The organism is Streptomyces sp. NPDC101165 (assembly GCF_044768135.1).
In the GTDB taxonomy this organism is placed as follows: domain Bacteria; phylum Actinomycetota; class Actinomycetes; order Streptomycetales; family Streptomycetaceae; genus Streptomyces.
The window spans coordinates 242,976-264,921 of record NZ_JBIWPG010000002.1 but is presented as its reverse complement, the minus strand read 5'-3'; the positions used below and the strand labels follow the sequence as shown (position 1 = coordinate 264,921).

Annotated in this window: 23 protein-coding genes and 1 pseudogene; 16 read left to right on the top strand and 8 right to left on the bottom strand. The window is 71.3% G+C overall.

The features are described from left to right. Positions 1-80: 80 nt before the first annotated feature. Positions 81-677 carry a TetR family transcriptional regulator gene (locus ACIRVH_RS04735; RefSeq protein WP_403948192.1) on the top strand — a complete coding sequence of 199 codons (597 nt, stop codon included), beginning with the start codon at positions 81-83 and terminating at the stop codon, positions 675-677. 109 nt (positions 678-786) lie between these two features. On the opposite strand, the gene ACIRVH_RS04730 is transcribed toward ACIRVH_RS04735, so the two are convergent. From ACIRVH_RS04730 to ACIRVH_RS04715, 4 genes are all read right to left on the bottom strand, one after another. Beyond that, entirely contained in the window at positions 787-918 is a 132-nt protein-coding gene (locus ACIRVH_RS04730) for a hypothetical protein (protein WP_403948191.1), read from the bottom strand. Between the two features lie 246 nt (positions 919-1,164). Beyond that, positions 1,165-1,419 (bottom strand): hypothetical protein, encoded by a 255-nt coding sequence (locus tag ACIRVH_RS04725; RefSeq protein ID WP_403948190.1) that lies wholly within the window; start codon positions 1,417-1,419, stop codon positions 1,165-1,167. Positions 1,420-1,466: 47 nt separating this feature from the next. Continuing rightward, on the bottom strand, positions 1,467-3,548 hold the full coding sequence (gene malQ / locus ACIRVH_RS04720; RefSeq protein ID WP_403948189.1) for a 4-alpha-glucanotransferase: 2,082 nt from the start codon (positions 3,546-3,548) through the stop codon (positions 1,467-1,469). After that, a complete protein-coding gene (locus tag ACIRVH_RS04715) occupies positions 3,549-3,794 on the bottom strand; it encodes a hypothetical protein (protein ID WP_403948187.1) in 246 nt (81 codons plus the stop codon). 185 nt (positions 3,795-3,979) lie between these two features. On the opposite strand from ACIRVH_RS04715, the gene ACIRVH_RS04710 reads away from it, so the two are divergent. Genes ACIRVH_RS04710 through ACIRVH_RS04700 form a run of 3 tightly spaced genes read left to right on the top strand, consistent with a single transcriptional unit; the run spans position 3,980 to position 6,584 of the window. Beyond that, positions 3,980-4,513, top strand: coding sequence for a PadR family transcriptional regulator (locus ACIRVH_RS04710; RefSeq protein ID WP_403948186.1), 534 nt, complete (start codon positions 3,980-3,982; stop codon positions 4,511-4,513). After that, positions 4,510-5,208: an ABC transporter ATP-binding protein gene (locus ACIRVH_RS04705; protein ID WP_403948184.1), complete on the top strand. Its 699-nt coding sequence runs from the start codon at positions 4,510-4,512 to the stop codon at positions 5,206-5,208. The genes ACIRVH_RS04710 and ACIRVH_RS04705 overlap by 4 nt, the downstream gene beginning before the upstream one ends. Continuing rightward, entirely contained in the window at positions 5,205-6,584 is a 1,380-nt protein-coding gene (locus ACIRVH_RS04700; RefSeq protein ID WP_403948182.1) for an ABC transporter permease, read from the top strand. The genes ACIRVH_RS04705 and ACIRVH_RS04700 overlap by 4 nt, the downstream gene beginning before the upstream one ends. A 98-nt stretch (positions 6,585-6,682) precedes the next feature. On the opposite strand, the gene ACIRVH_RS04695 is transcribed toward ACIRVH_RS04700, so the two are convergent. Continuing rightward, positions 6,683-7,219: an HNH endonuclease gene (locus ACIRVH_RS04695; RefSeq protein ID WP_070027169.1), complete on the bottom strand. Its 537-nt coding sequence runs from the start codon at positions 7,217-7,219 to the stop codon at positions 6,683-6,685. A gap of 317 nt (positions 7,220-7,536) precedes the next feature. Here ACIRVH_RS04695 and ACIRVH_RS04690 point away from each other — a divergent pair, with 317 nt between their 5' ends. From ACIRVH_RS04690 to ACIRVH_RS04650, 9 genes are all read left to right on the top strand, one after another. Continuing rightward, a complete protein-coding gene (locus tag ACIRVH_RS04690; protein WP_403948180.1) occupies positions 7,537-8,637 on the top strand; it encodes a mechanosensitive ion channel family protein in 1,101 nt (366 codons plus the stop codon). 148 nt (positions 8,638-8,785) lie between these two features. Next, a complete protein-coding gene (locus tag ACIRVH_RS04685; RefSeq protein ID WP_403948178.1) occupies positions 8,786-9,406 on the top strand; it encodes a Uma2 family endonuclease in 621 nt (206 codons plus the stop codon). Between the two features lie 208 nt (positions 9,407-9,614). Next, positions 9,615-10,442 carry a hypothetical protein gene (locus ACIRVH_RS04680; protein ID WP_403948176.1) on the top strand — a complete coding sequence of 276 codons (828 nt, stop codon included), beginning with the start codon at positions 9,615-9,617 and terminating at the stop codon, positions 10,440-10,442. 250 nt (positions 10,443-10,692) lie between these two features. Next, complete coding sequence (locus ACIRVH_RS04675; RefSeq protein WP_403948175.1) at positions 10,693-11,904, top strand: ROK family protein; 1,212 nt, start codon at positions 10,693-10,695, stop codon at positions 11,902-11,904. 56 nt (positions 11,905-11,960) lie between these two features. Further along, positions 11,961-13,304, top strand: a complete 1,344-nt coding sequence (locus tag ACIRVH_RS04670; RefSeq protein WP_403948174.1) for an ABC transporter substrate-binding protein — start codon at positions 11,961-11,963, stop codon at positions 13,302-13,304. A gap of 2 nt (positions 13,305-13,306) precedes the next feature. Beyond that, positions 13,307-14,275 carry a carbohydrate ABC transporter permease gene (locus ACIRVH_RS04665; RefSeq protein ID WP_403948172.1) on the top strand — a complete coding sequence of 323 codons (969 nt, stop codon included), beginning with the start codon at positions 13,307-13,309 and terminating at the stop codon, positions 14,273-14,275. Positions 14,276-14,277: 2 nt separating this feature from the next. Then, a complete protein-coding gene (locus tag ACIRVH_RS04660; RefSeq protein WP_403948170.1) occupies positions 14,278-15,171 on the top strand; it encodes a carbohydrate ABC transporter permease in 894 nt (297 codons plus the stop codon). 88 nt (positions 15,172-15,259) lie between these two features. Then, positions 15,260-16,582 carry a 6-phospho-beta-glucosidase gene (locus ACIRVH_RS04655; protein WP_403948168.1) on the top strand — a complete coding sequence of 441 codons (1,323 nt, stop codon included), beginning with the start codon at positions 15,260-15,262 and terminating at the stop codon, positions 16,580-16,582. Continuing rightward, positions 16,573-17,562 carry an N-acetylglucosamine kinase gene (locus tag ACIRVH_RS04650; protein ID WP_403948166.1) on the top strand — a complete coding sequence of 330 codons (990 nt, stop codon included), beginning with the start codon at positions 16,573-16,575 and terminating at the stop codon, positions 17,560-17,562. Before ACIRVH_RS04655 ends, ACIRVH_RS04650 begins: the two co-directional genes overlap by 10 nt. A 24-nt stretch (positions 17,563-17,586) precedes the next feature. On the opposite strand, the gene ACIRVH_RS04645 is transcribed toward ACIRVH_RS04650, so the two are convergent. Then, positions 17,587-18,405 (bottom strand): class I SAM-dependent methyltransferase, encoded by an 819-nt coding sequence (locus ACIRVH_RS04645; RefSeq protein ID WP_403948164.1) that lies wholly within the window; start codon positions 18,403-18,405, stop codon positions 17,587-17,589. Continuing rightward, positions 18,402-19,217 carry a hypothetical protein gene (locus ACIRVH_RS04640; RefSeq protein WP_403948162.1) on the bottom strand — a complete coding sequence of 272 codons (816 nt, stop codon included), beginning with the start codon at positions 19,215-19,217 and terminating at the stop codon, positions 18,402-18,404. The genes ACIRVH_RS04645 and ACIRVH_RS04640 overlap by 4 nt, the downstream gene beginning before the upstream one ends. A 43-nt stretch (positions 19,218-19,260) precedes the next feature. Between ACIRVH_RS04640 and ACIRVH_RS04635 the strand changes: the two are divergent. Together ACIRVH_RS04635 and ACIRVH_RS04630 are read left to right on the top strand one after the other, a co-directional pair. Continuing rightward, positions 19,261-19,545: pseudogene (locus ACIRVH_RS04635) on the top strand (hypothetical protein); the annotation flags it as partial. Next, positions 19,542-19,940: an ASCH domain-containing protein gene (locus ACIRVH_RS04630; protein WP_403948160.1), complete on the top strand. Its 399-nt coding sequence runs from the start codon at positions 19,542-19,544 to the stop codon at positions 19,938-19,940. The pseudogene ACIRVH_RS04635 and the gene ACIRVH_RS04630, both read left to right, overlap by 4 nt. On the opposite strand, the gene ACIRVH_RS04625 is transcribed toward ACIRVH_RS04630, so the two are convergent. After that, positions 19,879-20,295, bottom strand: coding sequence for a VOC family protein (locus ACIRVH_RS04625; RefSeq protein ID WP_403948158.1), 417 nt, complete (start codon positions 20,293-20,295; stop codon positions 19,879-19,881). The genes ACIRVH_RS04630 and ACIRVH_RS04625 overlap by 62 nt on opposite strands. 263 nt (positions 20,296-20,558) lie before the next feature. On the opposite strand from ACIRVH_RS04625, the gene ACIRVH_RS04620 reads away from it, so the two are divergent. Next, on the top strand, positions 20,559-21,932 hold the full coding sequence (locus tag ACIRVH_RS04620) for a hypothetical protein (RefSeq protein WP_403948738.1): 1,374 nt from the start codon (positions 20,559-20,561) through the stop codon (positions 21,930-21,932). Positions 21,933-21,946: the final 14 nt, after the last annotated feature.

The window sequence follows — 21,946 nt, the reverse complement described above, 5'->3', positions numbered from 1 at the left end:
GCTCGTTGACGAGAGTAGCCACGCCCTCCGAGGGGTGTCAACGCTTGTTGGCCTACGAATGTTGGCCTACGCTCGTTGGCATGAACGGCAGTGACAGCAGCAGCACAGATTCCGGTCCCGGCGCCCGCCGCCGGTCCGACGCCACCCGCACCGCGATCCTCGCCGCCGCCCGCGAGCGCTTCGCCGCCGACGGCTACGAGCGGGCCACCATCCGCGCCATCGCCAAGGACGCGCGCATCGACCCGTCGATGGTGATGCGGTACTTCGGCAACAAGGACGGCCTGTTCGCCGCGGCCGTCGCGCTCGACCTGCGGCTGCCGGACCTGACCCGGGTACCGCGGGAGGAGGTCGGCCGGGCCCTCGTGACCCACTTCCTCTCCCTCTGGGAGGAGAACGAGGAGCTCACGGCCGTACTCCGGGTCGGCGCCACCAACCAGGCCGGGGCCGAGCGCATGCAGGGCATCTTCCGGGACCAGCTGCTGCCGGTGGCCCTGCAGGTGTGCCCCGACCCCGAGCAGGTGCCCACGCGGGCCGCGCTCTGCGCCTCACAGCTGCTCGGACTGGCCCTCACCCGCTACGTACTGCGCCTGCCGCCCACCGTGGCACTGCGCCCCGAGGAGATCGTGGCGTGGCTCGCGCCCACGGTGCAGCGCTACCTGACGGCACCCAGCCCCTGAGCCGGCACCGGGCCTAGCCGGCCGGGACGACGGACGGCAGCCGCGGCTCGCACACGTCGCACCAACCGCGGCTGCGTGAGCGGCCGGAGGCCGGGGGGAGCGGGGCGGGTCAGTGCCCGGTGGTCCCGCGCGTCAGGTGCGCGGCGGGCAGGCGATCCAGTTCGGCGATCGGGAAGGTGGCTTCGCTCGGGGCGCCCAGGCCTTCCGGTATGAGGGTGGGCGCAGGGGCGTAGGTGGCCATGTGCTCTCCAGGGGGTGCGGGGATCGACACGGAGGAGATTTCACTGTCCGTGCCCCTCGGTCACAATCCGTGATCCGTGTCGAGACTATGCCGTGCGCATATGTCCGGCATGAGCAGATGGCCTGTTGGAGGGACGGTCTCGCAGGCCCCGCGAGACAGGTCCCGGCCCGCACGAAGCACCGAGGGCGCCGACCCCACCGCACACATGCGGCAGGACGGCGCCCTCGGCGGAGATCAGCTGCGCGCTCAGGCCTTCGCCTTGCTGGGCTTGGTCACGCGCGTCTTGGACTTGTCCAGGACCATCACCAGTCCGGCGATGACCGCGAACAGTGCCAGCGGCAGCAGCACATACAGGCCCAGCGTCGCGCCGACGCTCAGGCCCGTGCCGGGGTCGTCACCGTCGTCGCGGGTCAGCGCGAGCGCGGGGGACGACATGAGCAGCATCATCAGCGTCGTACCGGCGGCCAGGGCGCCGGCGCGCAGGGCGTTCTTCTTGTCCACGTTCTCAAGTTAGCGAACGCCCAGGAAGGCCGCGCGTCCGGGGTGCCCTATGAAGGCCCGCCCGCCTTCAGAGCCTCCAGCAGTGCCCGCAGCCGAGGCGAGGTCGTCAGGTCCTCCAGGGGCACGGGCCTGCCCTCCGCGTCGGCGACCGGCAGGCGCCAGTTCGGGTACTGGTCCCACGTACCCGGCAGGTTCTGCGGGCGGCGGTCGCCGACGCCGTCCGGGAGCCAGACGCCGATCAGGCGGGCCGGGGTGCGCAGCAGGAAGCGGTACACGCCCTGGATCTCCGCCTCCTCGTCGGATCCCGGGGGCCCGGCGGCCGGGCTGTCGAGCAGGCCCAGGCTGCCCAGCAGGGCGAGCCACTCCGCGGTGTCCGCGGTCGCCTCCGCGCGCTCCTCGGCGGCCGGGCGGGTCAGCAGGCCGAGGCGGTCGCGCAGGTCGACGTGGTCGCCGGTGAGCCGGGCGGCGGTGGGCGGGAGGTCGTGGGTGGTGGCGGTGGCGAGGCAGTCGGCGCGCCAGTGCTCCGGCGGCAGCGGGCGGCCGTCGCCCTCCCAGTCCCGCTCGAACCACAGCACGGAGGTACCGAGCACCCCGCGCCGCTGCAGCGTCTCGCGCACCCCCGGCTCCACGGTGCCCAGGTCCTCGCCGATCACCACGGATCCGGCGCGGGAGGCCTCCAGGAGGAGCAGGGCGAGCATGGCGTCGGCGTCGTAGCGGACGTAGGTGCCCTCGGTGGGCGGGCAGCCCCGGGGCACCCACCAGAGCCGGAACAGGCCCATCACGTGGTCGATGCGCAGGGCGCCGGCATACCGGAAGAGGGCGCGCAGGAGGTGGCGGTAGGGGGCGTGGCCGGAGGCGGCGAGGCGGTCGGGGCGCCACGGCGGCAGACCCCAGTCCTGGCCGCGGGCGTTGAAGGCGTCGGGCGGGGCGCCGACCGACATGCCGGCGGCGAAGTGGTCCTGCTGGGCCCAGGCGTCCGCGCCGCCGGGGTGCACGCCCACGGCCAGGTCGTGGACGATCCCGACGGGCATGCCGGCTTCCCGGGCGGCGCGCTGGGCGGCGCGGAGCCGGCCGTCGGTGAGCCAGGCGAGCCGGGCGTGGAAGTCGACCCGGTCGGCCAGTTCGGCGCGGGCGCGGGCGGTCTCGGCGGAGCGTGGGTCGCGCAGGGGCTCCGGCCAGCCGTGCCAGTCGGGTCCGTGGGTCTCGGCGAGGGCGCACCAGGTGGCGTGGTCCTCCAGGGCCTGTCCCTCCTCGGCGCGGAAGGTGTCGTACGCGGCCTGCCGTCCCGGTCCGAGCGGGACCCGGACGACCAGCTCCAGGGCCTGCCGCTTCAGCTCCCACACCGCGTCCCGGTCGATGAGGGCGCCCTTGTCGAGGACGTCGGCGCGCAGCCGCTCGGCGCGCTCCAGCAGCGCGCGGACCCGGACCTGGTCCTCGATGTACGCGAACTCGGGGATCTCCTCGATCCGCAGGTGCACGGGGTCGGGGAAGCGGCGCGAGGACGGCCGGTACGGGGACGGGTCGGTCGGGGTCCCGGGTACGGCCGCGTGCAGCGGGTTGACCTGCACGAACCCGGCTCCGGCGGTGCGCCCGGCCCAGCCGGCCAGCTCGGCGAGGTCACCGAGGTCGCCCATGCCCCAGGAGCGCCGGGAGAGCAGTGAGTACAGCTGCACGAGGAGGCCGTAGGAGCGGGTGGCGGGGGCGGGCAGCCGGTCGGGGGCGACGATGAGGTGGGCGTGTCCGGTGCGCCCGTCGGGTGCGGTGGCGCTCACCCGGTGCACACCGGTGGGCAGCCCCTCGATCCCGTCCCGCTCCTCCCCCTGCTCGGTCTCGACGCGCAGCCGGGTGCCGGGCGGCAGCGCGGCGAAGGCGGCGGGCGGCCCCTCGGCGGCGGCCCACCGGACCACCGTCGGCGGCAGCAGCCGCGCGCGCAGCTCGCGCTCCCGTTCGGCGAGTGCGGTGCGGACGGCGTCCGGGGTGCTCGCGTCGACGCCGAGGGCGGCCAGGGCGGCGACCACGGCGGAGGCGGAGACCGCGACCGTACGGTCCGGGGCGGGGCTGTAGGAGGTGGCGACGCCGTGCAGCCCGGCGAGCCGGGACAGCTCCTCGTCCTCGCGCGCCGCGGCCATCTACAGCCCCGCGGCGAAGAAGTCCGGGACCGGGTCGGACTCGCTGGTCAGCGGGGCGGCGTCGGCGAGCGGCGGCTCGCTGGTCAGGGGCTCGGCGTCGGGCAGCGGCGGCTCGCTGGTCAGCGGCGCCTCGGCGCTCGCGCTTTCCGCGCTGAAGACACAGACGGATGCCTCGTGGGTCTCGGCGGACGGCTCCGCCACGGGTTTCCACTGGGCCGGGATCGAGAGATGAGCCGGTGCGGCCACGGGGGCCTCCTTGTCACTACGTCGGGTGCTGCCGGATCTGCGGATGAGAGCAGGCCTACCCAGTGGGCGCGATGCCAGACCTATACGGCCGGGCAACGTGCTTCTTCCGACATACCGCGCCCTCCCGCCAGGCGTTCGCCGCTCACTATTCACTCAGTACATGTATCCAGTGCATACTGATCTCCATGAGCACCCGGCACATCCTTCTGGGGCTGCTCGAGGCAGGGCCGAGCCATGGCTACGACCTCAAGCGGCGCCATGACGAACGCTTCCCCCAGGCTCGTCCGCTGGCCTACGGGCAGGTCTACACAACCCTGCAACGCCTGGTCCGGGACGGTCTCGCGGAGATCGACGGGACCGACGCCGACGGCGGACCGGAGCGGACGCTGTACCGGTCGACGCAGGACGGAACGAGCGAACTGGCCCGGTGGGCCGGGGAGATCGCCCCGCCCGCGCCCTTCGTGGCGAACGAGATCTTCGCCAAGGTCGTGGTCTCGATCCTCTCCGGCGGCGATCCGGCCGCCTACCTGCGCGCCCAGCGGGCCGCGCACATGGAGCGGATGCGGCAGCTCACGGCCGTGAAGACGGAACCGGGCGCCGATCTGGCGACCGTGCTCTCGGCGGACTACGCCCTCAACCATCTCGACGCCGACCTCCGCTGGATGAACACCACGGCGGCCCGGCTGATCACTCTGACCGCGGAGGTCGACGCAGCATGAGCAACAGGGGGGACTCCTCGGTGCCGCTTCTGGCAGGACGAGACCTGGTCAAGGCGCACGGCAGGACCCAGGCGCTGCGCGGCGCCTCGGTCGAACTGCGTGCGGGCGAGATCCTCGCGGTGACCGGTGCCAGCGGCAGCGGAAAATCGACGCTGCTGCACTGCCTGGCCGGGATCGTCCGGCCGGACGAGGGCGCGGTGGCCTACGACGGGCAGCGGCTCGACCAGTTGTCGGAGAAGCGGCTCAGCGAGCTGCGCCGTACCGACTTCGGTGTGGTGTTCCAGTTCGGGCAGCTGATTCCCGAGCTGACGGCCGTGGACAACGTCGCGTTGCCGCTGATGCTGGCCGGCACCGACCGCGCCGGAGCCCGGGAACAGGCGGGCGCGTGGCTGGAGCGGTTCGGGGTGCGCGGGCAGGAGGAGTTGCGGCCGGGCGAGATGAGCGGCGGCCAGGCGCAGCGGGTCGCCCTGGCCCGGGCGCTGGTGACCGGCCCGAAGGTGGTCTTCGCGGACGAGCCGACGGGCGCCCTGGACTCGCTGGCGACCGAGCAGGTGATGACGGCCCTGGTGCACACGGCCCGCGAGGCGGGTACGGCGGTGCTGCTGATCACGCACGACGCCCAGGTCGCGGCCTACGCGGACCGTGAGACGCGGATGAGCGACGGGCTCGCGGTGCCGGCGGAGGTGGCGGTGTGACGACCCGTACGAGCGGCTCCGTGACCGCCGATGTGCGTCTGGCCTGGCAGCTCACCCGCGGTTCCGACCGGCAGGAGTGGTGGCGGGCCGGGCTGACCGCGGCCGGGGCCGCGCTGGCGACGGGGTTCGCCCTCGCCGCCGTCGCCCTGGCCTCGCTCCGGGGGTACCACCGGGTGCCCCTCGGCAGCGGTCTGCTGAACAACCCCGGCGAGCGCTCGGGGGTGATCGTCTGCCTGCTGCTTCTGCTGGTGCCGGTGCTGGGGTTCCTCGGGCAGTGCGCCCGGATCGGCGCCGTGCACCGCGACCGGCGGCTGGCCGGGCTGCGGCTGGCCGGCGCCGGCCCGGCCCAGGTGCGCCGGATCGCCGCGCTGGAGACGGGGCTGGCCTGCCTGCTGGGCTCGGTCCTCGCCACCGCCGTCGCGGTGCCGGTCCTGCTGGACTTGTGGGACAGCCCGACCGCCGCGGCCTGGGCCGGTCTCGCGCTGGTCGCCCTCGGGGTGCCGGTGCTGGGTGCGGTGACCGGCACGCTGGCGCTGCGCCGGGTGGTGGCCTCGCCGCTCGGATGGGTGCGCCGGGTGCGGCCCAGCAGCGGGCGGGGGCCGGGGCTGCTGTTCGTCGGCGGGGTAGTGGCCGTCCTGCTGCTGGCGCTCTGGGCTGTCGCGAACACCTCCGACACCGAGCGGGGGCAGCTACCGCTGACGTTGTTCGGGCTGGTCATCGCGGTCGGGGCGGGCACGGTGTGGCTGGCCGGGGGAACGGCCGGACTGGTCGGGCGGGTGCTGGCGGGCCGCGCCCGGTCCGCGGCGACGCTGATCGCGGCGGAGCGGCTGCGCGACGACCCGTGGGCCGCGGCCCGCACCCACGCGGCCGTCCTGCTGGTCACCATCGTCGGCACGGGCTTCGTCGGCGTCCGTCAGGCGTTCCTCGCCGACCTGGACGCCATGAGCCGCCAGAACCACCTCGGCATGCCCGTGTCCTTCTACACGACCGGCATCGACCTGACCGGCGCCGCGATCCTCGTCGCCCTCGCGATCACCCTCTCCGGCCTCGCCGTCGGCACCGCCGAGTCCCTGGCGAACCGCCGCCGCGGCCTGGCCGCACAGGTCGCCGCCGGGGTGCCGCGGGCGGTGCTCGGCCGGGCGCTGCTCCTGGAGACGGCGCTGCCGCTGGCTCCCGCGGTCGCGCTCGCCGGGGCGGGCGGGATGGCGATCGGCATCTGGTACGGCGCGCTGACCCAGGAGTACGTCGTCCAAGCCGTGCCGTACGCCGCGCTGCTGGTCCCGGTGGGCGTGTACGCCTGCTGCCTGCTGGCCGCGGCCACGTCGCTGCCCCTGCTGCGCCGCTCGGTGCACCCGGCGGAGCTGCGCTACGCCTGACCGCCGCCGGAACGTCCGGCCCCGGGGTACGGGGGTCCCCGAGGCCGGACCACGCGGGTGCCCGGGGTGCCGCCCCGGGTACACGAAGGCCCGGATCGTCAGGCTGAGATGCCGTCGATCCGGGCCATGGCGTCGTCCGCGCCGTACGGCTGCAAGTAGGGCAGCCAGCGCGGGTCCCTATGGCCGGTCCCGATGATGCGCCAGGCCAGACCGGTGGGCGGGGCTGGTTTGTGACGCAGCCGCCAGCCCAGCTCGACGAGGTGGCGGTCGGCCTTGACGTGGTTGCAGCGGCGGCAGGAGGCCACCACGTTGTCCCAGACGTGCTTGCCCCCGCGGCTGCGCGGGATGACGTGGTCGACGCTGGTTGCGACGCCACCGCAGTACATGCACCGGCCCCCGTCGCGGGCGAACAGCGCCCTGCGGGTAAGAGGAACGGGCCCCCGATAGGGAACCCGGACGAATCGCTTGAGCCGGACCACGCTGGGTGCGGGGACTGTGACGGTTGCGCTGTGCATATAGGCGCCGGATTCCTCGAGGGAGACAGCCTTGTTCTCCAGGACGAGGACGAGCGCGCGACGGAGCGGTACGACGCCGAGCGGCTCGTACGACGCGTTGAGGACCAGGACATGCGGCACGGGTGCCTCCTTGGGCGTCGGCGGCGCGTGGCTCGCGCCGGGACGATCTGCAGTCAGTCTCCCCTCATGCCTGGTGGAAGCGCCACCATGTCCCGGTAACGGGCTGGGAGTGTTTTCGACCACACCTGATTCCTCCCCCGGATCATGGCCTGTTCAAGCCCGGGTGAGACCCGTCTCTCCTGAGGCCCTCCTGTGCGGAACGGCGTGGTGCACACACAATGCCCCGTTAGTGTGGTGGTCCTGTCCGTCCGGTGACCTTTTCGTGACCTTGACCGCCCCACCGGAGCGGACCGTGCAGCACGTTGGAGGTACCTGCCGTGTCCTTGCCCGTCGTCCTAGTGGCCGCCGGTGCGACGCCGACCCCGTCTCCCTCGGGGGCAACGACCCCGGCCGTGCCGAACCTTCAGGACGCCCAGGAGAGCGCGACGAACGCGGCGAGCTGGGTGGAGCAGAACTGGTCGACCTGGCTCGCGATGGGTCTGCAGATCCTGCTGATCCTGGTCGTGGCGTTCGTGCTCAGAGCGGCCGTGCGGCGGGCGATCACCAAGCTGATAGACCGGATGAACCGCACCGTGGAGTCGGTGGACGGCACCGCGCTGGGCGGGCTGCTGGTCAACGCCGAGCGGCGCCGGCAGCGCTCGCAGGCGATCGGCTCGGTGCTGCGCTCGGTGGCGAGCTTCCTGATCCTCGGCACGGCCGCGCTGATGGTGCTGTCCACCTTCAAGATCAACCTGGCGCCGCTGCTGGCCTCGGCCGGTGTGGCCGGTGTGGCGATCGGTTTCGGCGCCCGGAACCTGGTCACGGACTTCCTCTCCGGCGTGTTCATGATCCTGGAGGACCAGTACGGCGTCGGCGACTCGATCGACGCGGGCATAGCGTCCGGCGAGGTGATCGAGGTCGGGCTGCGGGTGACCAAGCTGCGCGGTGCCGATGGCGAGATCTGGTACGTCCGCAACGGCGAGGTCAAGCGGATCGGCAACCTCTCCCAGGGCTGGGCGACCGCCGGGGTCGACGTGACCGTGCGGTCGGGCGAGGACCTGGACCGGGTGAAGGCGACGCTGGACGAGGTCGCCGAGCAGATGACCAAGGAAGAACCCTGGAACGAGCTGCTGTGGGGGCCGATCGAGGTGCTCGGCCTGGACAGCGTGCTGATCGACTCCATGGTGGTCCGGGTCTCGGCCAGGACCATGCCCGGCAAGTCGGTGGCGGTGGAGCGGGAGCTGCGCTGGCGCATCAAGCGGGCGTTCGACGCGGCCAGCATCCGCATCGTGGGCGGGGCGACGGCCGTGGAGGACATCGGGGACATCCCGGACCCGACGGCCTCGGTCGCGGCGCCTTCGGTGTACTCCAACGCGGACTCGCCCCAGTCGACGGCGGCCTCGCCGATCACTCCGCAGCAGCGGCCGGCGCCTAAGTAGGGCGTACGAGGACGGAACGGTTCAGCACGCTCGTTCGAGTGAACAGGTGGGGCATCCCGGCGCCGAAAGCGCCGCGGGTGCCCCATCGTTCTGCCTGGGCACCCGGCGCGGGCATAGCCTGGCATCAGTGCGACAAGGAGAACCAGCGATGAGCGCCGAACCGATCATGGAGCCGGTTATGACGCAGGTGGACCCCAGCGACCTGTTGAGCGCGATCGAAGAGGCATCACCGACGCCGATTCGACCGGAGTACGTCGAGGGGACGGTCATCGTGCCGCCGCAGCCGGACGACAATCACAACGACGGCGCCTTGGAGCTGAGCTTCCAGTTCCGCACGGCTGGATTCCGCCTCGTAGGCATGGGCAACGGCTACCGCGCCGTCGGCAAGGACGGAAGCACCCTGGGCCTCCTCATCCCAGACTTCTACGTCCGCCGCCGCAAGGCATCCGAACTGGACGAGTCGTACCGCAAGGCGAACAAGGGCTGGTACCCCGCCGACATGATCGCCCTCGTAGGTGAGGTCACGTCGTCGAACCACTGGACCGACACCGGCCCCAAGCTCCGCACCTACGCCGCCGCCGGCATCCCCGTCTACGTGCTCATCGACCGCCACTCCAAGACGGCCCACTGCTACACGGACCCGATCCTCCCCGGCGACGACCCCACCGAGGCCTACTACGACACCGACACCAAGGTCGATCTCGGCGAAGCCCTCCCTCTCCCGGCTCCCTACCCCACGCTGGACACGGCCCCCTTCGTCAACGACTGACGAGTCGCGCAATCTGACGCCACGCACCCCCCCTGACCAGCGGAGACCAGCTCCGTGACGGTCTCTTGACGTGCCCGGGATTCAGATCGTCTTCACAGGAACCCCGTATTCCCTCCGCATCCGGTGATCCTTTAGTGTCGCCTGCACGACGGGCCCTTGTTCTGGAGCGCGACGCCGCCCGGGGGCCCGTGTGCGAATGTGGGGATACATGAGAAAGCTCGCCATAGGCACCGCCCTGTCCGGTGCCCTGGCTCTGACCGGCCTGGCCGCGCCCGTCGCCTCCGCGTCCGGCACGCCGGACCTGACCTTCGCCGGCGTGAGCGTGAACAACGGCAAGCCGCTCGTCGTCGGTGTCAGCAAGGCCGTGAGCGTGCCGGTGACGTACAGCCTGACCCGGCCCAAGGACCTGGTCATCGACCAGAAGAAGACGTTCCAGGCGGTCGTCCTCTACCGCGGCACGCTGCGGAACATCGGCAACGAGCTGGACCCGGAGACGGCGCCCACCTGCTCGACCACCGCGACGACGGACACGACGGTCACCGAGAGCTGCACCGAGACGATCCTCGTGGAACCGGGAGACTCCCTGTGGGAGGCCGCGGACGCCACCACCTGGAAGGCCGCCGGCCTGTACGCCCACGCCGAGGGCACCGTCTCGGACGACTACCTGCACAACGAGACCGACGTGTCGCTGTGGGGCAACCTCGCCCCGCTGACGGTGCGGCGCGCCGCCCGGCTGACCGCGAACGCCGCTCCGGAGCCCGTGACCAAGGGCAAGACGCTCACCGTCAAGGGCAGCCTGACCCGCGCGAACTGGGAGACCGGCAAGTACACCGGCTACAAGGGCCAGACGGCCCTGCTCCAGTTCAAGGCGGACGGCGGTTCGTACAAGAACGTCAGGGCGATCACCTCCGGCACCGGGGGCGCCCTGTCCACCACGGTGACGGCGACCAAGAGCGGCACCTACCGCTTCGTCTTCACGGGTACGGCCACCACCGCGGCCAAGACCTCCGCCGGTGACCACGTGACGGTCAGGTAGACCGGCACTCGCTGAAGCCGGCACCCCCACGAGCAGGCCGGCACCCCTTCACGGCACGCCCCCGAGGTAACGACTCTGTTGCCTCGGGGGCGTTGTCTATTGACGCCCCCTTCGTCCTGGGCTTACGTTCCTCCCACCCGAATAGGAAAGTTTCCTAACAGTGATCTTCGGGCAGCCGGTTGATCAAGACTGGACGTCATGACCAGGTCACTGGGAAGCTGGGCAGTTGGAAAGGCAGGTGTGGACCCCCATGGCAGGAACCGCCGGCACGCCGGGCACCCCTCGCGTGCTGCGCGCCATGAACGACCGCGCCGCCCTGGACCTCCTGCTGGAGCACGGGCCGCTGTCCCGCACCCGGATCGGCAAGCTCACCGGCCTGTCCAAGCCGACCGCCTCCCAGCTGCTGGCCCGCCTGGAAGCGGCCGGTCTGGTCCGGGTCACCGGCATCAGCGAGGGCAGGCCGGGCCCCAACGCCCAGCTGTACGCGGTCAACCCCACGGCCGCCCACGCCGCCGGGATCGACGTCACCCCGGACCGCATCCGCGCCGCCGTCGCCGACATCACCGGCCGCACGGTCGGCGAGTACGAACTGCCCACCCCCGGCCGCCGCCCCGCCCACCCGGTCGTCCGGCAGGTCACCGACGCCCTCGACGGCGCCGTGAAGTCCGCCGGGCTGGCCCGGGACGACGTCCACCGGCTGGTCGTCGGCACCCCCGGCGCCTTCGACCCCAACACCGGCCGGCTGCGCTACGCCTCCCACCTGCCCGGCTGGCACTCCCCCGCGCTGCTCGACGACCTCGCGGCGGCGCTCCCGATGCCGGTCGAGTACGAGAACGACGTCAACCTCGTCGCCCTCGCCGAACAGCGGCTCGGCGCGGCCCGGGGCCACAGCGACTTCGTGCTGCTGTGGAACCAGGAGGGCCTCGGCGCCGCCCTGGTCCTCGGCGGCCGGCTGCACCGCGGCTGGACCGGCGGCGCGGGCGAGGTCGGCTTCCTCCCCGTGCCCGGCACCCCTCTGGTGCGCCAGGTGACCAAGGCCAACAGCGGCGGCTACCAGGAGCTGGCCGGCTCCCAGGCCGTACCGAAGCTGGCCCGCGAACTCGGCATCGAGGACGTACCGCCGGGGCCGTACGCCGAGGCCGCCGCGGAACTCCTGGCCCGTGCCGCCGACCACGTGAGCGGACCCCACCGGGAGCTGCTCGCCACCTACGCGACCCGGCTGGCCACCGGTCTCGCCTCGCTCGTCTCCGTCCTCGACCCCGAACTCGTCGTTCTCAGCGGCTCCGCCCTGACGGCCGGCGGCGAGGTGCTGCGCGCCCTCGTCCAGGCCGAGCTGGAGGAGCTGGCCGCGGCCCGCCCCCGGCTCGTCGTCGGCGACGTCCGTGAACACCCCGTGCTGCGCGGCGCGTTGGAGTCCGCGCTCGCGACCACCCGCGACGAGGTCTTCGACACCTCGCACTGAGCCCCGCCCCCGCAGTCCCCCTCTTCTCACCCACCCCTGCCCCGGGAGACCTCGCCATGCCCGAAGTCATACCCTCAGTTGCCCGAAAGGCGGCTTTTGCCGTAACCGCGTCGCTCGCCCTGCTCACCACCGCCTGTACCGGCCAGTCCACCTCCGGCGCCACCGACGACGCCTCCAAGGACACGACGATCAACTTCTGGCACGCGTGGAGCGCGCCGAACGAGGTGAAGGCGGTCAAGTCCCTGGTCGCCGGCTTCGAGAAGGCCCATCCCAACATCCACGTGAACGTCGTCGGCAACATGACCGACGACAAGATCAACCAGGCGCTGCGCTCCGGCGGCGACAAGGCCCCGGACGTGATCTCCTCCTTCACCACCAACAACGTGGGCAAGTTCTGCTCCTCGGGCGCGCTGGTGGACCTCAACCCCTTCTTCAAGAAGTCGGACATCGACCCGGAGACGGCCTTCCCGAAGGCGATGAACGAGTACACCCAGTTCGACGGCAACCGCTGCTCGGTGCCCCTGCTGGGCGACGCGTACGGCCTCTACTACAACAAGACGGCGTTCGAGAAGGCGGGCATCACGACCCCGCCGAAGACCTGGTCGGAGTTCCAGGCCGACGCCAAGAAGCTGACGATCCCGCAGGGCGACGGCTACAAGCAGCTGGGCTTCATGCCGGACTACCACGGCTGGGAGTCCACGACCGAGCACTACTTCGGGCAGTTCTCGCCGACGTACTTCGACAAGGCCGGCAAGTCCGACGTGGCCAAGGACCCGGCGTTCGAGAAGGGCTTCACCCTGCAGAAGAAGCTCGTCGACGAACTCGGCGGCTTCCAGAAGCTGGAGAAGTTCCGGGCCACCCTCGGCGACGAGTGGGGTCCGAAGCACCCCTTCCACACCGGCCAGGTGGCCATGCAGCTGGACGGCGAGTGGCGGCTCGGGATGGCGCTCGACGCCAAACCGAAGTTCGACATCGGCGTCGCCCCGCTGCCCGTACCGGACGACCAGGCCGACCAGTACGGCAAGGGCTACATCACCGGCACCATCGCCGGTATCGCCGCCACCAGCCACAAGCAGAACGCGGCCTGGGAGCTGGTGAAGTACATGACCACGAACACGGACGCGGTGGTCGGCTTCGCCAACGACATCCACAACGTGCCCTCCACGCTGGCCGCGCTGAAGTCCCCGAAGCTGAAGTACGACCCGCGGTTCAAAACCTTCCTGGACATCGCCGCGAACCCGAACTCGACCACGAGTCCCGCCTCGATCAACGGCGGTGTGTACCTGGTGACGATCCAGCAGTTCGGCTACGACTACGAGAGCGGCAAGGTCACCGATCTGAAGGCCGGTCTGAAGAAGACGGCCGCGCAGATCGACACGGACATCGCGCAGGCGAAGTAGCCATGAGCACGATCACGCTCGCCTCTAAGCGCCGCAGGGCTGGCCTCGCTGCGAAGCAGCGGAAACAGGCACTGCGGACGGCCGCCTTCATGTCGCCCTGGCTGATCGGCTTCGCGGTCTTCTTCGCGTACCCGCTGATCTCGACGGTCTACTTCTCGTTCATGCACTACGACGGCTTCAGGCCGCCGACATGGAGCGGAACGAAGAACTGGACGTACGTCTTCGAGCACTACCCGCTCTTCTGGCCCGCCCTGCGCAACACCCTGTGGCTGGTGCTGGTGATGGTGACCCTCCGGGTCGTCTTCGGACTCGGTGTGGGCCTGCTCATCACGAAGATCAAGACGGGCGCGGGCGTCTTCCGCACCCTCTTCTACCTGCCCTACCTCGCCCCGCCGGTGGCGGCGACGATGGCCTTCGCCTTCCTGCTCAACCCCGGTACGGGACCGGTCAACTCGATCCTGGAGAAGGTGGGCGTCCCGGCGCCGGGCTGGTTCAACGACCCCGCCTGGTCCAAGCCGGCCCTGACCCTGCTGGCACTGTGGGGCATCGGCGACCTGATGGTCATCTTCATGGCCGCGCTGCTCGACGTGCCGACGGAGCAGTACGAGGCGGCCGAGCTGGACGGCGCGTCGGCGTGGCAGCGGTTCCGCTACGTCACCCTGCCGAACATCTCGCCGATCGTAATGTTCGCCGTGGTCACCGGCGTGATCCAGACGATGCAGTACTACACGCAGCCGCTGATCGCGGGGAAGGTCGCCTCGGGCGTGATCCAGGGAGCGGGCACCCAGTTCGAGCCCGGCTATCCGGACAAGTCCACGCTCACCCTCCCCCAGCTCGTCTACAACCTCGGCTTCCAGCGCTTCGACTACGGCTCGGCCTGTGTGGTGGCTCTGGTGCTGTTCGCCCTGTCGATGGTGTTCACCGCGTTCCTGATGCGGCGCCGGGGCGGTCTCATCCAGGCAGGTGACTGACCATGACCCAAGTACTGGACCAGCCGGTGAAGCTGGCGCCGCCGGTGTCCGGGGCGGAGCGGACCGCCCGCCGCAGGGCGCTGCTCGAATGGATCGCGATCCACTCCCTGGGGATCGCCGCCGCGCTGTTCTTCACGCTCCCCTTCGTGTTCGTGTTCCTGACCTCGCTGATGAGCGACACCCAGGCGCTCAGCCGGGACCTGATCCCGCACACCTGGGAGTGGGGCAACTACCGGAAGGTCTTCGACACGCCGGGGTTCCTGACCTGGTGGAAGAACACCCTGATCTACGCCGGTCTCGGCACCGTGCTGACCGTGGTGTCCTCCATCCCGGTGGCGTACGCGCTCGCGAAGTTCCGCTTCCGGGGCCGCAACCTGTCACTCATGCTGGTGATCTCGATGATGATGCTGCCCCCGCAGGTGGTCATCATCCCGATGTACCTGTTCTGGGCGAAGCAGCTGGACCTGTCCGGCACGCTGTGGCCGCTGATCATCCCGATGGCGTTCGGGGACGCGTTCTCCATCTTCCTGCTGCGCCAGTTCCTGATGACGATCCCGAACGAGTACGTCGACGCGGCGAAGGTGGACGGCTGCGGTGACCTGCGGACCCTGTTACGGGTCGTCCTGCCGATGGCGAAACCGGGCATCGCCGCCGTCGCCCTCTTCCAGTTCTTCTACGCCTGGAACGACTACTTCGGCCCCCAGATCTACGCCTCGGAGAACCCCGGCGCCTGGACCCTCTCCTACGGCCTGGAGTCCTTCAAGGGCGCGCACCACACCGACTGGAACCTCACCATGGCCGCGACCGTGCTGGTCATGGCCCCCGTGATCCTCGTGTTCTTCTTCGCCCAGAAGGCGTTCGTGGAGGGCGTCACGCTCACCGGAGTGAAGGGTTAACCACGTATGCCGTGCTCACCCGGGGGGCAACCCCCGGACCCCCGGCCGATGACTGCTGCCCGCACCTCATGAAGCGAGGGAACCTCCAGTGAAACTCACCGTGGTCGGCGGAGGCTCGACCTACACCCCCGAACTCATCGACGGCTTCGCGCGCCTCAGGGACACCCTGCCCATCGAGGAACTGGTGCTCGTGGACCCGGCGGCCGAACGCCTGGAGCTGGTGGGCGGCCTGGCCCGCCGGATCTTCGCCAGGCAGGGCCACCCGGGCCGGATCGTCACCACCTCCGCCCTCGACGCGGGCGTCGAGGGCGCCGACGCCGTACTGCTCCAGCTGCGCGTCGGCGGCCAGGCGGCACGGCGGCAGGACGAGACCTGGCCCCTGGAGTGCGGCTGCATCGGACAGGAGACGACCGGAGCCGGCGGTCTGGCCAAGGCACTGCGCACGGTCCCCGTCGTCCTGGACATCGCCGAACGGGTCCGCCGCACCAACCCCCGTGCCTGGATCATCGACTTCACCAACCCGGTCGGCATCGTCACCCGCGCCCTGCTCCAGGCGGGCCACCGTGCGGTGGGCCTGTGCAACGTGGCGATCGGCTTCCAGCGCAAGTTCGCGGCGATGCTGGGCACCGACCCGAAGGACGTCCACCTGGACCACGTGGGCCTGAACCACCTCACCTGGGAGACGGGGGTGCGCCTCGGCGGCCCCGAGGGCGCGAACGTGCTGCCCAAGCTCCTGGCCGAGAACGGCGACGCCATCGCCGACGACCTGCGGCTGCCCCGCCCCCTCCTGGACCGCCTGGGCGTGGTCCCCTCGTACTACCTGCGCTACTACTACGCACACGACGCGGTGGTACGAGAACTGCGCACCAAGCCCTCCCGGGCGGAGGAAGTCGCCGCGATGGAGCGCGAGTTGCTGACGATGTACGGCGACCCGGCCCTGGACGAGAAGCCGGCGCTGCTGGCCAAGCGGGGCGGCGCCTTCTACTCGGAGGCCGCGGTGGACCTGGCGGCGGCCCTGCTGGGAAACCAGGGCAGCGGGCCCGCAGGGCCCTCGTTTGAGGGTGGTGGCGGGCGACGGGCGGGAGCCGGAAGCCCGTACCAGGTGGTGAACACCCTCAACAAGGGCACGCTGCCGTTCCTGCCGGACGACGCGGTGATCGAGGTGCAGGCGGCGGTCGGCCCGACGGGCCCGGTGCCGTTGCCGGTCCCGGACCTGGACCCCCTGTACGCGGGCCTGGTGGCGAACGTGACGACGTACGAGGACCTGGCCCTGGAGGCGGCGCTGCGCGGCGGCCGGGACCGCGTCTTCAGAGCGCTGCTGGCCCACCCCCTGATCGGCCAGTACGAGTACGCCGACGCCCTCACCGACCAGCTCGTCGCGCACAACCGGGAGCACCTGGCGTGGGCCTGACCGCACCTGAATCCGGGAGTGTCCTCGCCATCGACGCGGGCAACAGCAAGACAGACGTGGCCGTGGTCACCGCCGACGGCGAGGTCCTGGCCACGGCCCGCGGCGGGGGGTTCCGCCCGCCGGCGGTGGGCGTCGCGGCAGCGATGGACGCCCTCGCCGACCCGGTCGCCCGGGCCCTCTCGGACGCGGGCCTGCCCGCCGCCTCGCACGTCTCCGCCTGCCTGGCCAACGCCGATCTGCCGGTCGAGGAGGAGCAGTTGGCGGCCGCGCTGCACGCGCGCGCGTGGGGCACCTCGGTGGAGGTCCGCAACGACACCTTCGCGATCCTGCGGGCGGGCGTGGCCGAGCCCCGGGGCGTGGCCGTGGTGTGCGGCGCGGGCATCAACTGCGTCGGCATGCGCCCCGACGGCCGCACCGCCCGCTTCCCGGCGATCGGCCGCATCTCCGGCGACTGGGGCGGCGGTTGGGGCCTGGCCGAGGAGGCCCTCTGGTACGCGGCCCGCGCCGAGGACGGCCGGGGCGAGCCCACCACGCTGTCCCGCACCCTGCCCGCCCACTTCGGCCTCCCCTCCATGTATGCCCTGATCGAGGCCCTGCACCTGGAGCACGTCGAACACGGCCGCCGCCACGAACTGACCCCGGTCCTCTTCGAGACGGCCGCCCAGGGCGACCCGGTCGCCCGCTCGATCGTGCACCGCCTCGCGGAGGAGGTCGCGACGATGGCCACGGTCGCCCTCACCCGCCTCGACCTCCTCACCGAGGAGACCCCCGTCCTCCTCGGCGGCAGCGTCCTGACCGCGGGCCACACCCAACTGAACGACGGCATCCAGGACCTGCTGTCGTCCCGCGCCCCCAAGGCCGACATCCGGGTGGTGACGGCCAGCCCCGTCCTGGGCGCGACCCTCCTGGGCCTGGACCGCCTGGGGGCGGGGGTGGGGGCGGGGGAACGGGCTCGGGCCCACTGGGAGAGGGGGGACTGAGCGCCGGCATCCTGGTCTGCCTGCTCAGCGGCGGCAGACCAGGATGCCGCCCATGCAGTTGACCTGGAAGGCACCGTCTCGGGCGATGTGGTCTTCGAGGATGGTGCGGGCCCGCTCGATGGTCGCGTCGAACGGCACATCGTGCTGGTCCGCCCAGGCCCGATAGGAGGCCATGTGCGCGATGACCGGCTCCGGATCGCGGACGGTGATGGTGCCCGGAAGCTCAATCGTCTCCACACGACCGAACTCCGCCCCCAGGAAGGCGGGTGCCTTCTCCAGGGAGAAACGGGCACTGAGCGAGATGCGTCCCGGACCGCGCTCGGTACCGAGCACGTCGCCCGCGGCCCGCTGCCACAGCTCGTCCAGTTCGGCCTTGTCCCGATCGCTGTTGGTGGAGACGATCACCAGTCCGTGACGAGCGACGACACGGGACAGCTCGCTGACGGCGTGGGCGATGTCGGGAACGTGGTACAGCATGTGCATCGCCAAGGCGGCGTCCACACTTCCGTCGGCCAGCGGCAGGCCTGTCGCGTCCGCCACGGCGACCGGTCCCGGGACGCCGGCGAGGATGCCGGGAGCGATGTCCAGGCCCAGCAGTACCAGATCGGGCCGGTCCGCACGCAGCCGCTGGAGGAACTTGCCATTACCGCAGCCCACATCGACCGCGCGCCCGCGTACGTCGCTCAACTTCCCGGCGACGATGCCCGGTAGGTCGTAACGGGGCGTCTGCCACTGGTAGAGCGACTGGCGGGCGGCCAGATCCCGATCGCTGTTGTAGGCGCTTCCGGCGAGGCGGCCCCGGTCGGTGACGGCGGCATCGTGTGCGGCGGACAGGTCGGTCACGTCGGCAGCTCCCGAGGGTGGGCGGCGGTCGAGGCCGCGAGCACGGCCGTGTGCTGGAGTCGTTCGCGCCGGTGTGCCGCCTGCACGACTCCACCGTACTGCGGCCCTTCCAACTCCCCACCCAGAGCGGTGAGCCGTCGCACGATGCTGGCCGACATACGTTCTGGAGGAGAGTCGAGAACGAAGCCGAGCATGGCCTCGGTGCCGTCCAGATCGCCGAGGAGCAAGTGGCCCCGAGCGAGGTCGACATGCGCGGCGAAAAGGTCACCGACCGACCGATCTTCGTCCTCCGCACCGCGGTAGAGCCGGATCGCCGCATCCGCGCTGACGAGGGCCTGCTCGACGTACTTCCGTCCACCGAGGGCAAGGCAAGTCGTGCCGGCATAGGCGAACTGCTTGGCGGCGGGGAAGGCGAAGAGGCCCGGAAACTCGTCGTGACCGGCTATTGCCTCGCGGGACCGCTCGGCATCCTCCAGGGCGGCCATCGCACCTGCCTGGCTCCCCATCATCGCCAGGGCACGCGCCTCCAAACTCGCCAGCCGGGCAGCGACGCTCCCACCTGCCCGGTGCAGGCGGCCGGACTGTGCCAGCCGGGCCGCCTGGTCGAATCGCCCGGTCCAGTACGCGATCAGGGACTCAACGGCCCGCACCCAGGCCAGCATGCCCACGTGTCCGGCAGCCTCGGCACACGCTCGGGCGGTACGGGCGTGCGTGGCAGCGGAGTCGTAGGCGCCCAGATCCAGGCAGACGTGAGCCGACAACCCGCACAGCCGGGAGGCCGCCACGTACAGGGAGCAGCTTGAGGCTGACATCGCCCGGCTCGCCCGCGGCTATGTGAGTCACCCGCTGTTGGACCAACTTCCCGCCCGCCTGTTCTGCCCCCAGGTCGTCACGAACACTGGGTCAAAACTGTCCAAGTCGCAGATCCGCGATGGACGCGCCCTCTTGCCCGAAGGTGCCGCCGACTGGATGCTCGACACCCGGCGCTGGCCCGGCACGGTCACCGAGTACGCCGACCGGCTGCTGGCCACCTCCGAGATCCTGCTGTCCGACCCCCGGCACTTCTTCCGCTCGTACTCGGCCGCCGAGATCGGCCGTCTGATGACCGCAACAGCGCCCAGGAGCGTTCCCGCCTCATGACCGACCGCACCGCCCGCGTACGTGAACTCAGCCTCTTTCGCCAGTACTTCGACCTCGTGACTTCGGGCGCCAAAACCATCGAGGTGCGGGTGAAGTACCCGCACCTCGCCGACCTCGCCGCAGGCGACACCATCCGCTTCCGCATCAAGGGCACCGACGAGACCTGCGAGGTCGAGGTCGAGCGCGTCACCGAGTATCCGAGCTTCGAAGCCCTGCTCGACGGCGAGGGACCAGCGAACGTCAACCCGACCGCCACCCGAGAACAGCAGCTTGCCAACATCCGGGCCATCTACCCACCCGACAAGGAGGCCCTCGGCACGCTCGCCATCGAGATCAGTCGCTGTCGTCCAGGTAGAGACAGAACGGATGCCCGGCCGGATCGAGCAGCACCCTGACGTTGGTCTGGGGCTGGTGGTCGGCCTCTCGGGCGCCGAGTTCGAGGGCGTGGGTCACCGCGGACGGCAGGTTCGTCACCTCGAAGTCGAGGTGCATGGTGATGCGTTGGGCGCCGTCGTGGGCGGGCCAGACCGGGGGGACGTAGTCGTCCGCGCGCTGGAAGGCGAGGTAGGCCACGCCTTCCGGTGGGGTGATGGCCGCACCGTCGGGGTCCTGCTCGGCGATCTCCCAGCCGAGGAGTTCGGAGTAGAAGCGGGCGAGGGCGTGGGGGTCGGGGGCTTCGAGGACCACGCCCCACCAGTCGTGGCGCGACATACGGGGGGAGCCGGGGTCGTGGCTCGGTCGTCCGTGCATGTCTGCGAAGGGTACAAGCGGTGCCGGGGGCCCGGGGGGAACCGATCCGCCGCGACCGGCGTGTTCATCAGCGGGGGGTGGTGCGGCCGGCGCCCCGCGCCGTCACGCCGTGGGTTGCGCTGCGATCCGATCAAGATCGAGTGAAGGCTGGTGCGGATGCCCGTCCGGGCGGTGATACTTGGCGGCGAACGGATGACCATGGGGGAGGTCAAGTGACACACCCGCCGAAGAGCAGCGCGGCGCCGCCACCGGCGGGTCCCGCCATGCCCGCGATCCCCTCCCAGCCCGGCTCGCCCGCACGGGTGGGTCCGCCCCCGGTCCCGCGCCGTACCGCCTTCGCCGAAGGTGTCGAGCAGGTGCGCGCCGCCGCGACCACCGAACCGGGGCGGCTGCGGATCATCGGGGCCGTTCTCGTGCTGCTCGTCGTCGCGTTCGGCGCGGTCACCGCCTGGCAGGCCTCCGAGCGGGCGGCCGCCGCCGACGACGTGCTGCACCGCAGCCAGCCGCTCAGTTCCGGCGCGGCCGGCATCTACCGTTCGCTGGCCGACGCCAACACGGCCGCCTCCAGCGGGTTCCTGGCCGGCGGGCAGGAGACCGCGGACTCGCGCGACCGGTACGAGAAGGACATCAGCACGGCAGCCGCGGGGCTCGTCAAGGCCGCCGCCAACGCGGAGCCGGGCTCCCCCTCCGAGGCGACCATCGCCAAGCTGAACCGGCTGCTGCCCGAGTACAAGGGCCTCATCGAGCGCGCCCGGACCTACAACCGGCAGGGGTACCCGGTCGGCGGCGCCTATCTGCGGTACGCCAACGAGAAGATGCAGAACGAGATGCTCCCGGCCGCGGAGGATCTCTACACCAAGGAGAACCAGCGGCTCGACGCCGACTACGGGCACGCGACGCCGTACCCGTGGGTGGCGATCGCGCTCGGCGTGCTCGCGCTGGCCGCGCTCGGCTGGGCCCAGCACCGCACGTACCGGCGCACCAACCGCGTCCTCAACCACGGCCTGGTCGCCGCCACCGCCGCCACCGCGGTGGTGCTGCTGTGGCTGGTCGTCGGGCACGCCGTCGCGCGCTCGGGCCTCAACGGCTCGTACGACCACGGCATCCGCTCGCTGAAGGTCCTGCACGACGCGCGGATCGCGTCCCTGAAGGCACGCGGCAACGAGAACCTGAGCCTGGTGGCGCGCGGCGCCGAGACGGTCACGGTCGGCGGGCAGACGTTCGACGCGTACTACTACGACTTCGACAAGGACATGACCGTGCTCGGCAAGGGCCTCACCGAGGCCGACCGGCTCGCCGACGACCGGACGGGCACCGAGCCGGTCAAGGCGGCCGAGGGCAACATGGCGGTGTGGAAGAAGCGCCACACCTCCGCCCGCACCGAGGACGAGAACGGCAACTTCCAGCAGGCGCTGGACATGGTGATCGGCGGGAAGGGCGCGACCGGTGAGTGCTTCGACAGCGTCGACCGCAATCTCGCCCTGGCCATCGACCACGAGCAGGCCGAGTTCCAGCAGGCCGCCGGGGACGGACGGGACGCGATGACCGGGCTGCCCATCGGCGCAGCCGTCCTGGCGGTCCTCGGTGCCGCGGGCGCGGTCGCCGGCATCGGACGCAGGCTTTCGGAGTACCGGTGACAGGGGGCAGGACG